Source organism: Alkalicoccus urumqiensis, from assembly GCF_002993335.1.
GTDB lineage: Bacteria > Bacillota > Bacilli > Bacillales > Salisediminibacteriaceae > Alkalicoccus > Alkalicoccus urumqiensis.
The window spans coordinates 335,417-349,850 of the sequence record NZ_PVNS01000001.1; the positions used below are offsets into that span (position 1 = coordinate 335,417).

Annotated in this window: 11 protein-coding genes; 7 read left to right on the forward strand and 4 right to left on the reverse strand. The window is 48.7% G+C overall.

Features of this window, described 5'->3' with window-relative positions:
- Nucleotides 1-30: 30 nt before the first annotated feature.
- Both C6I21_RS01465 and C6I21_RS01470 read right to left on the reverse strand, forming a co-directional pair.
- A complete protein-coding gene (locus tag C6I21_RS01465; protein WP_105957642.1) occupies nt 31-885 on the reverse strand; it encodes a carbohydrate ABC transporter permease in 855 nt (284 codons plus the stop codon).
- Nucleotides 885-1,757 carry a carbohydrate ABC transporter permease gene (locus C6I21_RS01470; RefSeq protein ID WP_105957700.1) on the reverse strand — a complete coding sequence of 291 codons (873 nt, stop codon included), beginning with the start codon at nt 1,755-1,757 and terminating at the stop codon, nt 885-887. The genes C6I21_RS01465 and C6I21_RS01470 overlap by 1 nt, the downstream gene beginning before the upstream one ends.
- A gap of 621 nt (nt 1,758-2,378) precedes the next feature.
- On the opposite strand from C6I21_RS01470, the gene C6I21_RS01475 reads away from it, so the two are divergent.
- The 7 genes from C6I21_RS01475 (at nt 2,379) to araA (ending at nt 12,006) form a co-directional block, all read left to right on the forward strand.
- The gene (locus C6I21_RS01475; protein ID WP_105957643.1) at nt 2,379-3,764 is read left to right on the forward strand and encodes an ABC transporter substrate-binding protein; all 1,386 of its coding nucleotides are present in this window, start codon (nt 2,379-2,381) and stop codon (nt 3,762-3,764) included.
- Nucleotides 3,765-4,234: 470 nt separating this feature from the next.
- Entirely contained in the window at nt 4,235-5,344 is a 1,110-nt protein-coding gene (gene chvE, locus C6I21_RS01480) for a multiple monosaccharide ABC transporter substrate-binding protein (RefSeq protein ID WP_105957644.1), read from the forward strand.
- A 69-nt stretch (nt 5,345-5,413) separates the two neighbouring features.
- Nucleotides 5,414-6,952: a multiple monosaccharide ABC transporter ATP-binding protein gene (mmsA, locus tag C6I21_RS01485; protein WP_105957645.1), complete on the forward strand. Its 1,539-nt coding sequence runs from the start codon at nt 5,414-5,416 to the stop codon at nt 6,950-6,952.
- On the forward strand, nt 6,952-8,118 hold the full coding sequence (gene mmsB, locus C6I21_RS01490) for a multiple monosaccharide ABC transporter permease (RefSeq protein WP_105957646.1): 1,167 nt from the start codon (nt 6,952-6,954) through the stop codon (nt 8,116-8,118). Before mmsA ends, mmsB begins: the two co-directional genes overlap by 1 nt.
- Nucleotides 8,119-8,133: 15 nt before the next feature.
- Nucleotides 8,134-8,847 carry an L-ribulose-5-phosphate 4-epimerase gene (locus C6I21_RS01495; RefSeq protein ID WP_105957647.1) on the forward strand — a complete coding sequence of 238 codons (714 nt, stop codon included), beginning with the start codon at nt 8,134-8,136 and terminating at the stop codon, nt 8,845-8,847.
- On the forward strand, nt 8,844-10,544 hold the full coding sequence (locus tag C6I21_RS01500; protein ID WP_105957648.1) for a ribulokinase: 1,701 nt from the start codon (nt 8,844-8,846) through the stop codon (nt 10,542-10,544). Before C6I21_RS01495 ends, C6I21_RS01500 begins: the two co-directional genes overlap by 4 nt.
- Nucleotides 10,531-12,006: an L-arabinose isomerase gene (gene araA / locus C6I21_RS01505; protein ID WP_425352465.1), complete on the forward strand. Its 1,476-nt coding sequence runs from the start codon at nt 10,531-10,533 to the stop codon at nt 12,004-12,006. Before C6I21_RS01500 ends, araA begins: the two co-directional genes overlap by 14 nt.
- An 87-nt stretch (nt 12,007-12,093) precedes the next feature.
- On the opposite strand, the gene C6I21_RS01510 is transcribed toward araA, so the two are convergent.
- Together C6I21_RS01510 and C6I21_RS01515 are read right to left on the reverse strand one after the other, a co-directional pair.
- The gene (locus C6I21_RS01510; RefSeq protein WP_105957649.1) at nt 12,094-12,660 is read right to left on the reverse strand and encodes a DUF7010 family protein; all 567 of its coding nucleotides are present in this window, start codon (nt 12,658-12,660) and stop codon (nt 12,094-12,096) included.
- A gap of 57 nt (nt 12,661-12,717) precedes the next feature.
- On the reverse strand, nt 12,718-14,424 hold the full coding sequence (locus tag C6I21_RS01515; RefSeq protein WP_105957650.1) for a DUF2207 domain-containing protein: 1,707 nt from the start codon (nt 14,422-14,424) through the stop codon (nt 12,718-12,720).
- Between the last annotated feature and the right edge of the window lie 10 nt (nt 14,425-14,434).

The window sequence follows — 14,434 nt, forward strand, 5'->3', positions numbered from 1 at the left end:
CGTATTTCCTCCATTCTATATACCGCTCGTTTATCCCTTTACCCCGCCGGAAGTCAGACCAGCAATAAAGAACCGCTGGAAAAACAGGAACAGCACGATAATCGGGATAATCGCCATCACCGAACCGGAAAACAGAATCTCGTAGTTATTTCCGTACGGCGTTAAAAGCGTCGCCAGACCGACAGGCAGCGTAAACATATCGTTGGACCGGAGCACGAGAAGCGGCCACAGGAAGTTGTTCCAGCTCTGCAGCCCCTGCAGAATCGCCATCGCCGCAAACGACGGCAGCATGAGCGGCGCCATGATCCGCGTGAAGATACCAAACTCCGTACATCCGTCTACGCGCCCGGATTCCATAAGTTCTTTCGGAAGACCAAGGCAGTACTGCCGGAAAAAGAAAACGGCGATCGGAGCAACGATCAGCGGCAGCATCACCCCGAAATAGGAATCCACCAGCCGCAGGTTAATCATCAGCGTATAAAGCGGCAGCATCAGAATTTCAAATGGAATCATCAGAATGAGAAGCACGAGAAGAAAGATGAAGCGCTTCCCTTTAAATTCATATAATGCCAGCGCATAGCCGACCATGGAGGAGAAAAACAAGGACAGTACAATCAATATTCCCGAGATGATCAAACTGTTCATATACCATCTCCAGTACGCTCCTGATTCTGCACTAAAGAGTGCCTGGAAGTTTTCCATAACGAAGCCGGAGAAAAACAGCTCCGCGGTCAGGCCGAATCTCATTAAGTCGGTGGAAGGACTGAATGAGGCAACGACAAGAGAAATAACCGGAAACAACGCCGTCAGGGAGACGAGACTGAATAAGACAATCAATCCGACACTGATAAGTTTTTCTTTGGTGTTTCTAGCTGGTTCGCCCACTATTCTTCCCCCTTCTTAAATGCGCCTGTTAAGTAAAGCTGGATAACACTGACGACAAGAATAATCAGAAGCAGTACGATACCAATCGCGGCACCGAAGCCCATGTCGTTCCGCTGGATCCCTTCTGTATAAATGTAGCCGACGATTGTCAGACCGATATTACCAGGCGATGTCGTTTCGAAGAACACGAAGCTTTCCTCAAACATCCGGAATCCGTTGATCGTCGTAATCGTGGACAGGAAAATGAAAATCGGCTTAATCGCCGGAAACGTCACATGGCGGAATTTCTGCCAGGCATTCGCCCCATCAATATCCGCTGCTTCATATAAGTCGTGGCTTACGTTCTGAAGTGCTGCAAGATAGTACAGGACGTTGACACCCATCCAGCGCCAGCAGGCGAGTGCAACCATAAGAAACATCGCTGTTCCAGCGCTGTAACGCCATTCGATCGGTTCCATACCGAACACCTGCAGAACCTGGTTGGCAAAAGCCGCATCGGATTCCCCAAAGATCATCCGGAAGATCGTACCGGCTACAATGACGGACGTCAGCGCCGGAATAAAGATCGATGCGCGGAAGAAATTCGTAAACCGGATCAGCCGGTGATTCAGGAAAACGGCAAAAACCATCGGAACGAGTGTCAGGATGACGACCGTCCAGATCACGTAAACCGTGGTGTTCTGCAGAGCGGTGAAAAAGACCGGATTGAACACGCGGTCATAGTTGGCAAGACCAATATACTCTGTCTGCCCCGGCAGCACCCGCTGGAAACTCATGTTAATCGCGCTGATAAATGGATAAAGGGTAAGTACTAAAAAAGACAAAATAAACGGCGAAACAAATACATACGGTGCGAGCTTTTTCGAATACATCAGCTTCGATAAAAAAGACCTCTTCTGAACAGATCGCGTTTCTTCCCACGTTTTCTCCAAAGCTTCAACCCCCTAATAGATAGTAGTTGATTTCATTTTACTTTGTTTATTCATATTGCATTTCTAGGTCATTTCCACGATTTAACCCCCAAACTTGTATGTACAAAATAAAATTAAATCGCTTACATTTATCGTTATTCGTACGTATGAATTAATTCGAATTATAGTTTAATTACGAATTACACGCAAGGTAATTCTCTGTATTATCGGTATTTCCCTTTGAATTTATATATTGTCACCTCTTCGCAATTTTTGCGAACCACCCTTATTAAACACTGATATGAAAGCTTTTTATTAATAATTAAACCTATCTATTTTTTAATACTAAGGGTCAATTTATTTTTTTCAGATTATTTCGCTTATTTTTTTATTGACTTATACGTATGAATAAAATAATATGTGATTATGTTCTTTATTCACTCAATAAACTTATTTAGAATTTTATTGAGACACAAGCAGGACAGGAATTTGCAGCCTACTTTTTAGATTGGAGGCAGCTCCATTCCACTAAGTTGTTTCGAAATTTGAAACCGCTAACAAAAATGGGGAGGGGATTTTTTTATGAAGAAAAGTTATTTTTTAAGCACACTGCTCGCATCAAGTGTCGCACTCGCAGCATGCGGTGGCGGTGGCGGCAATGAAGAAGGCGGCGGAAACGCAGAAGCTGAAGGAAACAGCGGCGGAGAGGCTGGCGGAGAAGGCGCTACAGAAAGTGTCGTTGTGGGTGATGACATTGAAGGGGCAACTGAACTCGATTTCTGGACATTCGCGGAAACACATGCTGAATTCTTTGAAGATGCAGCGGAGCGCTGGAATGAAGAGAACCCGGATGATCCTATTCAATTAACTGCCGAAGTATATCCTTTTGACCAAATGCACAACAACGTTCTCCTGGCTCTACAGTCCGGATCGGACGCACCTGATCTTGTCGATCTTGAAATCGCCCGCTTTCCGAACTTTTTAGAAGGTGATATTCAGCTCGAACCACTGAATGATCTTGTGGAAGATGAAATTGACAACTTCATTACAGAACGCTTCGATATTTACTCGAAAGACGGAGACTATTACGGCGCTCCTACGCACCTCGGTGCTACGGTTGTTTACTATAATACAGAGATCACCGATGAAGCAGGCATCGATATCGACTCCATCGAAACATGGGATGATTATGTAGAGGCGGGCCAGACAGTTGTGGAAGAGACCGGCGTTCCAATGACGACGATTTCGACCAACTGGTACGGTCTATGGCCGTTTGTCGCTCAGCAGGGATCTGATTTCTTTGATGACGATGGTGAGTTAACACTCGCCAACGAAACAAATGTTGAAACACTTCAATTTGTTTCCGATATGGTTAATGAACATGAGATTGCCGAGATTACGCCGGGTGAGCAGAATCACTCCGAAGAATACTACGGCTTTATGAACGGCGGTGGCGCTGCTTCAACAGTTATGCCATTATTCTTCATGTCCAACTTCCTGGCAGAAATGCCGGACCTTGCAGGCAAAATGGAAATTCGTCCTATGCCGGTGTTTAACGAATCGGATGGCCGCACAGTAGGCATGGGTGGTACCGGTACAGCCGTTACAAGCCAATCCGAAAATGTAGACCTGGCGAAAGAATTCCTCTACTTTGCCAAGCTTTCAGAGGAAGGAAACATCAACCTCTGGACGCAGCTCGGCTTTGACCCGCCGCGCTGGGATGTATGGGAAACAGAAGAAATTCAGGCAGACAGTGAATTTTATGAGTACTTCAATGACGATATCTTCGATCTTCTTCTCGATATCCGTGACGAAGTAGAAGGCGTAAACATTACACCACACACACCAGATGTGCTCGATGAAATTGACACGAACGTAATGTTCAATGTCATCCGCGAGGAGACACAGACACCTCAGGAAGCCTTGGATCAGGCGGAAGAAGCTGTACGTCCACGCATGCAGGAATAAATAGTAAATCAATCGCTCAACAAACATTCGAATCATCACTACTAAAGAAGCCCCCTTTCCAGGGGCTTCTTTTTTTCCTGAAATCTCCCTCCAAAAAATCCATTCCACACAAAAATACCAGCAGGCCCCCCTCAATTTTGTATACCAGGAAACACTGCGGAACTAAGAATCTATATAACCTGAAACTCATACGAACCAGTTGTCCAGTTGTTTAATTAAATTCAATTAGCAAATATCAAAAAGAACCTTAGAAAAACCAGGCATTTGTAGTTTATTTGTATACACATTAGAGAAAATTCTAATTTTTTTCACTTTTAGGGTTGCATTATACGTTCAAATGTTAAATAATAATAACTACATCTTATACGTACAAGTTAGAAATTGCTTTGCAATAACTAACTGGCGAAAAGATTTATTTTTATCAGTTTTGTGTAAGCGGTTACTCATTATTTTAAAGGGGGTTAATTTTTATGAAAAAAGCGTTAGGTGTTTTATCGATTGCCGGACTTGGTTTACTGGCTGCCTGTGGAGGAGGAAACGCGGAAAATGCAGAAGGAGCTGATAATTCTTCAGGAAATGGTGATGGAAATGACCAGACTGTCGGTTTAGCGATGCCGACTCAATCTTCCGAGCGCTGGGTGCGTGATGGAGAGAACATGCAGCAGCTTTTCGAAGACCGCGGATATGATGTGGAAATGCAGTATGGTGAAGATGATGTGGAAACACAAGTATCTCAAATAGAAAATATGATCACTCAGGAAGTTGACCTCTTAGTCATCGCCTCTATCGATGGTGAAGCTCTAACTTCTGCCCTCGAAATGGCAGAAGCTTCGGATATTCCTGTTGTTTCATATGACCGTCTCATTATGAACAGTGATCATGTAAGTTACTATGCCACTTTTGATAATTTTCAAGTAGGTGTACAGCAGGGTGAATATATTGAAGAGGCTTTAAGCCTTGGAGACGGAGAAGGTCCGTACAACATTGAGCTTTTCGCCGGATCTCCAGATGATAATAATGCATATTTCTTCTGGGATGGTGCCATGTCCGTATTAGAACCATATATCGAAGAAGGACAGCTTGTTGTCCAAAGTGAGCAAACTGACTTTGAACAAGCCTCTACTTTAAGATGGGATGGTGCTTTGGCCCAAGAGCGCATGGATAACATTTTAAGCTCGGAATATTCTGATGGTGAAACTGTTGATGTTATTTATTCGCCGTTTGACGGAATCAGTCGAGGTGTTATTTCTTCTCTTGAGAATATTGGCTATGGTTCTGATGATTTACCTATGCCTGTTATTACAGGACAAGATGCTGAAGAAGCCTCTGTTCGTTCGATTATCAACGACAATCAGACAATGACTATTTTTAAAGATACCCGCGCTTTAGCTGAACAAGCAGTAAATATGGGTGAAGCACTTCTAGAAGGAGAAGAGCCGGAAGTTAATGATACTGAAACATACGATAATGGCGTAAAAGTTGTTCCTTCTTACCTGCTTGAACCTGAAGTAGTAGATAAAGAAAATTATGAAGAAGTGCTGATCGACAGTGGTTACTATTCTGAAGAAGATCTTCAGTAGATGATCGAAGAAGCGCTTCCCTCTAACAAATAAAGGGGAGCGCTTCATTTAAAATTGGGGGTGACATTAATGGATCAATACTTATTGGAAATGAGACATATTACAAAAACCTTCCCAGGTGTTAAAGCATTAGACGACGTCAACATAAAGGTAAAAACTGGTGCTATTCACGCTTTAATAGGAGAAAACGGTGCTGGAAAATCAACGCTTATGAAAGTATTGAGTGGAGTTCATCCTTATGGCACCTATGAAGGAGACATTTTATTCAAAGGAAAAGAATGTCATTTTAAATCCATTAATGAAAGCGAAAGCCAGGGAATAGTTATTATTCATCAAGAGCTGGCATTAATTCCCGAGCTCTCCATTGCAGAAAATATATTTTTGGGAAACGAGCAAGCTTCCAGAGGAATATTAAATTGGAATGAAACAATCAGGCATACCATAGACCTGTTGAAAAAAGTCCGCCTGGATGTAGACCCTCTTGAAAAAGTTAAAAATATCGGAGTCGGTAAGCAACAGCTTGTGGAAATTGCCAAAGCGCTTTCTAAGAACGTTGATCTTCTCATATTAGATGAGCCAACCGCCTCTTTGAATGAAGAAGACAGCGCTAATCTATTAGAACTGCTTCGGGAGTTTCAAACTCAGGGTATGACTTCCATTTTAATTTCCCACAAATTAAAAGAGTTACTTAGTATTTCCACAGACTTCACTATTTTACGTGATGGTCAAACCGTCGCTGATTTGCACCCAGAAGAAGAGGAAGTGACACAAGATAAAATTATTAAACATATGGTAGGCAGAGACTTATCCAACTTATATCCGGAACGCCATGCTTCTATTGGAGATATTAAATTTGAAATCCGAGATTGGCAGGTTGATCATCCGCTTCAACCAGATAAAAAAATGCTAAAAGATATCAATTTCAATGTGCGCAGCGGAGAAGTTGTCGGCTTTGCCGGTTTAATGGGCGCCGGACGTACAGAACTTGCAATGAGTATATTTGGAAAATCTTTCGGTAAAAACATTCAAGGCGAGGCATGGAAGGATGGGCAGAAAATTGATGTAGGTACAGTAAACAAAGCGATAGAAAACCGATTGGCTTATGTATCCGAAGACCGTAAAGAATACGGACTGATCTTAATGGACTCTGTCAGAAAGAACTTAAGTATCGCCAATTTAAAAGGCTTGTCCCACCGTAATATTTTAAATTTAAACGAAGAAGTCACTCTGGCAGAGTCTCTTCAGAAACGTATGAATATAAAGACGCCCACCATTGAACAGACTACAGGTAACCTCAGCGGAGGAAATCAGCAAAAAGTAGTGCTTGGTAAATGGATTAACACGGACCCTGACGTATTAATTTTAGATGAACCTACTCGTGGTATAGACGTCGGAGCTAAGTATGAAATTTATAAAATTATTAATGAACTTGCTGAAAGTGGAAAAAGTATCATTGTCATTTCTTCTGAACTGCCCGAACTCCTCGGAATAAGTGATCGAATTTATACAATTAACGACGGTGAAATTACCGGAGAAGCAAATGCAGACGAAACAGACCAGGAAAAACTTATGACAATGATGACGCACAGCAGGGAGGCTTCTGTCTAATGGAAAACATAAAATCGCTGATAACTTCCAATATGCAAAAATTCGGTATGATCATTGCGCTGGTTGGAATTATTATCTTATTTCAAATTTTAACTGGCGGTACATTATTAACCCCGCTGAATGTTACGAACATCATTATGCAGAATGGTTACATTATTATATTGGCGATCGGCATGATGATTATTATTATAACTGGAGAAATTGATTTATCTGTAGGTTCTGTATGTGCTTTTATAGGTGCAATTGCAGGTATCTTAATGGCTTCAGCCGACGTTCCTGTATTTATTGGTGTCATTGCCTGCCTTCTGGTTGGTGTACTTATTGGTGTATGGCAGGGTTTTTGGGTAGCCTTCGTTGGTATTCCTTCGTTTGTCGTTACCTTAGCAGGAATGCTTTTATTCCGAGGGTTAACTCTTGTAGTACTCGGTGGTCAGACACTTGCTCCATTTCCAGATAGTTACCGTGGTATCAGTTCCGCATTTTTACCGGATGTTTTTGCTGGAGGAGAACTCAGATTACTTACTATAATCATCGGAATTGCTGCATCACTGCTTTATGTAACTTATGAAATTCGCCAGAGAAAAGTTGCTAGTTTTTACAGCTTTAAAGTTCCTTCCTTTGGATTTTTTGCATTAAAAATTGCCGTGATTATTTTGGTGATTAACTCCTTTATGTTTGTATTAGCTCAATATCAGGGTGTTCCAGTCATCCTATTGATCTTAATTGCATTGATCATCGGATATACCTTTGTAATGAACAAAACGATTCTTGGCCGCCATATTTATGCGGTAGGAGGAAACATGAAAGCTGCTCAGCTGTCGGGTGTAAAAACCAAGAAGATGAAATTCCTTGCATTCGTGAACATGGGTATTCTTTCAGCAATTGCAGGTATCGTATTCTCCGCTCGGCTAAATGCCGCCACCCCACAGGCAGGTCAACTGTTTGAGCTCGATGCTATCGCCGCTGCTGTTATCGGCGGTGCTTCTTTCACCGGTGGTGTAGGTACGATTTTCGGAGCCGTTATAGGAGCTTTAGTAATGGGCGTATTAAACAATGGAATGTCTTTGATGGGAATCGGCACCGATTGGCAGCAAGCTATCAAAGGCCTTGTATTACTTGGAGCAGTAGCATTTGATGTCGTGAATAAAAATAAAGGAAACTCTTAAGAAGGAGGCCCGCACATGCTCGAGTCACTGAAACTAGAAGTCTTAAAAGCAAACCAGGCCCTTCCGGAATACGGACTTGTTACATTCACCTGGGGCAATGTAAGCGGCTATGACCGGGAGCAGGAGCTTATGGTGATCAAGCCGAGCGGCGTAGATTATCCGGATCTGACGGCCGACGATATGGTGGTTGTCAACGGAAGCGGCGACGTGGTGGAGGGGAAGCTGAAGCCCTCTTCCGACACGCCGACCCATCTGTACTTATATCAGACGTTTCCGGACATCGGCGGTGTCGTACACACTCATTCCTCCTGGGCGACCAGCTGGTCTCAGGCCGGGATGGACCTGCCGGCACTCGGGACAACCCATGCCGACTATTTCTACGGAGACGTGCCGTGCACGAGAGAGATGACGCAGACAGAAATCGAACAGGAGTATGAATGGGAAACCGGCAGAGTCATCGGGGAAACGTTCCATCAGCGGAAGCTCTCCCCTGCCGCCGTACCCGGCGTGCTCGTGCACAGCCACGCCCCATTTACGTGGGGAAGTTCACCGGAAAAAGCACTGTATCACGCTGTCGTACTGGAAGAAACAGCGAAAATGGCAGCCCAGACACACATGCTCCGCCCTTCCCCGCCTTCCATCAGCTCTCACCTGCTGGATAAACACTACCTCCGTAAGCACGGAAAGAACGCCTATTACGGACAGACTGCCAAGGAGGACTCACAATGACCAAATATGCGATTGGAATTGATTATGGAACCGAATCCGGCCGCGCCGTCCTCGTCTCTCTTGCGGACGGATCGGAAATTGCCGACCACGTCACCCCCTACCCGCACAGCGTCATGGATCAGACGCTTCCAGACGGTACACCGCTCGGCCACGAATGGGCACTGCAGCATCCGCAGGACTACCTCGACGTCATCCACCGGTCGGTCCCGGAAGTCATGAAAACGTCGGGTGTAAACCCGGAAGACGTTGCCGGACTCGGCATCGACTTTACCGCCTGTACGATGCTTCCCGTCGATGAAACCGACACGCCGCTCTGCTTTTACGATGAATGGAAAGAAAACCCGCACAGCTGGATCAAGCTCTGGAAGCACCACGCAGCACAGAAGCATGCCAATGAAATCAACGCGCTTGCAGAAAAGCAGGGTGAAGCCTTTCTTGCCCGCTACGGCGGAAAGCTGTCCTCGGAATGGATGCTTGCGAAAGCGTATCAGATTGCCGAAGAAGCTCCGGAAGTCTACGATGCGTCCGACCGGTTCGTGGAAGCGACTGACTGGGTGATCAGCCAGCTCAGCGGCACTTTCAAACGGAACAGCTGTACTGCCGGCTACAAAGCCGCCTGGCATAAAGAAACCGGCTTTCCGGACGAATCCTTCTTCAAAGAACTGCACCCGCGCCTGGAAAACCTCGTTTCCGACAAGCTGAAAGGAGAAATTGCTCCACTCGGCACGAAAGCAGGCGGACTCACATCGTCGATGGCCGACAAAACCGGCCTGCCGGAAGGACTTCCTGTGGCTGTTGGAAATGTCGACGCCCACGCCTCCGTTCCCGCAGCCGGCGTCGTCGACGAAGGAAAAATGGTCATGGCGATGGGTACGTCCATCTGCCATATGCTTCTCGGCACCGAAGAAGTGACAGTCGAAGGCATGTGCGGCGTGGTCGAAGACGGTATTATCCCGGGCTACTACGGCTACGAAGCCGGCCAGTCCGCTGTCGGGGATATTTTCGCCTGGTACGTCAACGAAGCCGTCCCCCACTACATTTACAAAGAAGCGGAATCTAAAGGAACTAATGTTCATCAGCTTTTAATGGAGAAGGCAGACACCCTTTCGCCCGGCGAAAGCGGCGTTATCGCGCTGGACTGGTGGAACGGCAACCGCTCCGTCCTTGTCGACACCCAGCTGTCCGGCATGTTTCTCGGAATGACACTGCAGACGAAACCGGAAGAGATGTACCGCGCGCTGCTTGAAGCTACGGCGTTTGGTACGCGCCAGATCGTCGACAGTTTCCATGAAAACGGCGTGCCGGTCCATGAGCTTTACGCCTGCGGCGGCCTCCCTCAGAAAAATCCGCTTCTGATGCAGATTTATGCGGACGTCACGAACCGGACGATTTATGTAGCGGATTCGGTCCAGACGCCGGCTGTCGGCGCCGCTATGTTCGGCGCTGTCGCTGCCGGGAGCGCCCGCGGAGGCTTTGATTCCATTACGGACGCTTCCGCTGTCATGGGACGCGTGCAGGAGAAAGCCTACCAGCCGGATCCGGAGAATGTACGTAAGTACGACACGCTTTTCCAGGAATACAAAGAGCTTCACGATTATTTCGGCCGTGGAGGCAACGACGTAATGAAACGACTTCTGCGCGGACGCACCGCAGAAGAAATGACGCAGGCAGCAGGGAGTGGAAATGATGACAGATAACAAAACATCCTTCTGGTTTATTACCGGAAGCCAGCATTTATACGGCCCGGAAACGCTCGATCAGGTAATGGAGCAGACCCGGGATATTACGGGAACGTTGAACGAAGCGCTCCCCTTCCCCGTAGAAACAAAATCCGTGGTAACCACCGAAGAAGAAATTACACGTGTCCTGCGGGAAGCCAATGCGGCAGCAGACTGTGCCGGTGTCATTCTATGGATGCACACCTTTTCCCCGGCCAAGCGCTGGGTGCAGGGACTGATGGAGCTGCAGAAACCGATGCTTCACCTGCACACGCAGCACCATGAACAGATTCCGTGGAACGAAATCGATATGGATTTCATGAACTTAAATCAGTCCGCCCACGGGGACCGCGAGTTCGGTTTTCTCGTGACACGGCTCGGGAAGAACCGCCGCGTCATCGCGGGACACTGGAAGCATGAAACGATCCAGCAGGAAATCGCCGGCTGGATGCGTACGATGGCTGCGGTTCAGGAAAGCCGCCGGCTGAAAGTCGCCAGAATCGGCGACAACATGCGCGGCGTTGCTGTGACAGAGGGCGATAAAGTCCAGGCGCAGAAAGAGTTCGGCTGGACCGTCGACGGCTACGGTATCGGCGACATCAACGAAGTGGCAGCCCGTTTTTCAGAAGATGAGGTTGCTGCCCGCGCCGAGGAATACAAGCAGAGCTACCATATTCCGGAGGAAAAATGGCAGGAGGAAGACTTCCGTCAATCCGTCCTCGGCCAGGCGCGCATTGAACTCGGCATCGAAGCTTTTCTGACAGAGAACGGCTACCATGCGTTCACAACGACATTTGAAGACCTTCACGGCATGGAGCAGCTCCCCGGCCTTGCCGCACAGCGCCTTATGGAAAAAGGCTTCGGTTTCGCCGGTGAAGGCGACTGGAAAACAGCCGCTCTTCTCCGCATGATGAAGACGATGACAGGCAATGACCGCACCACGTTTATGGAGGATTATACGTATCACTTCACTCCGGACGGCGCTCAGGTTCTCGGCTCCCACATGCTGGAGATCTGCCCGACGGTCGCTTCCGGAAAGCCGGAGGTCGCTGTCCACCCTCTCGGCATCGGCGGCAAAACGGATCCGGCACGCCTCATTTTCGACGGGATCAGCGGCGAGGCAGTAAACGTCAGTCTCGTGGATATGGGCGGACGCTTCCGCTTTATCTTGAACGAGGTTACGGCGGTCGAAGTGTCCGAAAATACGCCGAATCTGCCGGTAGCAAAAGTACTGTGGGAACCGAAGCCCGACTTTAAGACGGCTGCGGAAGCGTGGATTTATGCAGGCGGCGCCCACCATACGGTGCTGACATTTGCAGCAGACAAGCAGCAGATCGCCGACCTTGCCGATGCATTCGACATCGAACTCGTCACGATTGATTCTCACACCGATATTTATCATTTCCGCCAGCAGATGAAGCACGCGGCTGGAAAAGCATAAAGAAAACCAGCAAGCGGGCCCCCCTTCCCGCTTGCTGGTTTTTTATGAAGAAGCAGTATCTACACTCTGCCGGCTTCTTTTCCTTTTTCATCCAGTTGTTTCACGTGAAACGCTTTTTCTCCGGCGTTGATAGAGCTGCCGATTCCAAAGAAGCAGCACCATCAGCAGCACAACCATCACAGCGGGTATCGTCCAGTCGGCCCCTCCCGAAGCTGCGTACACCAGCATCACTCCAACAGCACCAGCCGGGGCCATTACATAATAGGCGCGGGAGTTGTAAAACCAGCCGTAGGGATAGAAATGGGCGGAGGTAATGACGGCTAGAAACAGCACCACCTGCTCCGGCGCTTCGGAGAACGCCCAGAATAGGAGCGGAAAGTACATCAGCTGCGCCAGGTTCAAATACAGTCCAAGTGCGGCAAGCGGATGCCCCTCCAGCTTCCAGTCGGCCTGGTACAACGCAGAAAAAACGAGAGACAGCGGAAACATGATACCTGTCGTAAAAAGAACCCCGGTATTCTGCTGAAACAGCGAAAGCGGTAAAAAATGAAGCACGGTGATGACTGTCCAGATCACAGCGCCCGCCGAGAGAAATGCGATCCCGTTTTTCCCGCGTAGGCTCAGTTCCAGCCGCCATTGTTCTACATTACTCATACGCACCTCCAAGGTTCCTTTCAACAGAGAAGGGGTTTCACCTGTCCCTGGACCGCCTTAAAATCCACCGGACCCGCCTCCACCTCCGCCGACACCGGTTCCGCCGCCGATCGATGCCCCGCCGCCGGAGGACGCGCCGTGAGTTTCTGCAGCCGAGGCTTCACGGTGATGAAAGTGGGAACTCGTCAGCAGACCGGCGAAGATAAACAGCGGGATCCCTTCCGGCTGAAGCTGCTGCCCCATCGGTGCGGAAGTATCCATTTTCGGCATCGTTTGACTCAGTTTCGTGACAGAGGCGAGGTGCAGCCCGAGGCCGAACGTAAACGCCGTCTGCTGCGCATCGGCATCCAGAGCCCGCCAGTCTGACGGGGTGTAGGCTTCCACTTCTTCTTTGTAGTCTTTCCACTCTTCTTTCACGCGGTAGCCCCGCTCTGTGCGCGGGTGATAGAGAAGCGCCGCAGCAAAGGAGCCGATGGCAAGCGGGATCAGCACACTCATTTCGATAAACAAGTAATGCACTCCGTAGGATACAGCTGCGGCAGTCAGAATAGAGCCGAGCAGCACGAGGAACAGGCGCAGTCCTTTTTTCGGCACGTGCAGTCCGGCCTGCTTTACTTCGTTATGAACGGCTGACGCCCACTTCTGTTTTTCGGAAGTAAAGGTGTTGTACGTCTCTGCATCCTTCAGCTTTTCTTCCATCCGGCTCATCGTAAACGTTTCGTCCCGGCCGAGCTCCACAAACAGCAGCGAGGAAAGAATCCGCTCGGCTTCGTTCATTCCTTCTGTCCGGACAAGTTTGTATTCATCCGGTCCGAGCTGCTCGGCATATCCCTGACGGACGAGATCCAGAAGGGCTGCCGTCAGCTGCTCGGATCCGGCCTGCGGGCGGAGATACCAGATATGCGCCGGCAGACTCACCTGCTGCTCCGGTACCCCTTTCTCATACGTTCTGGAGACGGCGTCTTTTTTGTACGGACGGTACCGCTGCCAGTCGATAAAAAGCGGCACCAGCAGCAGAAGGAGCGCTCCGCCGATCAGAAACGGCGCTGCACCGGCGAGCAGCTCCTGCCGGTCGGCAAATGCTGCCGCGGCTTCTTCCCGGCGCTCCTCTTCTGCTGCAATCGCCGTAAAGGCGTTTTCTTCCGTGGTTTCATCCATCTCCGGGAACAGCGCCGCATCAAACGCTGCACGGACGTCACCAATTTCCCCGTCCGGGACCCGGGCCGGGCCGAACACGGCCGCCGCATTCTCTTCCATCCCGGATTCGTCCGCCATCGCGCCGTACCCGAGAGCCGCGGTATCCTCCGACATGTCCGGTGCATGCACCCGGATCGTCATCGACTCATAGGCCGTTTCGTTGGAGCTGTCAAAAAACGCCCAGTAAAATTCAGCTGCTTCCGGTCCCTTTTCCATCGCGTCGTGAATCGCATACGTCAATGCGACCGTAAACGTCTCATCTTCGCCGGGCCGCTGGATCCGGTGTTCGATCTCTTCCACCGTTTCAATCGGTACCACTTCTCCGTCTTCACGTGCTTCGAGCCCGCGGATCGATGTGTCCTCCGGATGATTCAGCGTGCGGACGACGCCGTTAAAATCCCCTTCAAACGCGTACGTGAACTGCTCTTCCACCAGCACCGTGCCGTCCTCCTGAAGGTAGGCGTCGATTTCCGCTTCAGGGATCGTCAGTTCAAATGCCTGCGCCGGTCCCGGCAGAACGCTGAGTGCGATCAGTAACGTCAGTAGAGCTGTCATCCATGTTTTCATAAAGGGTTCT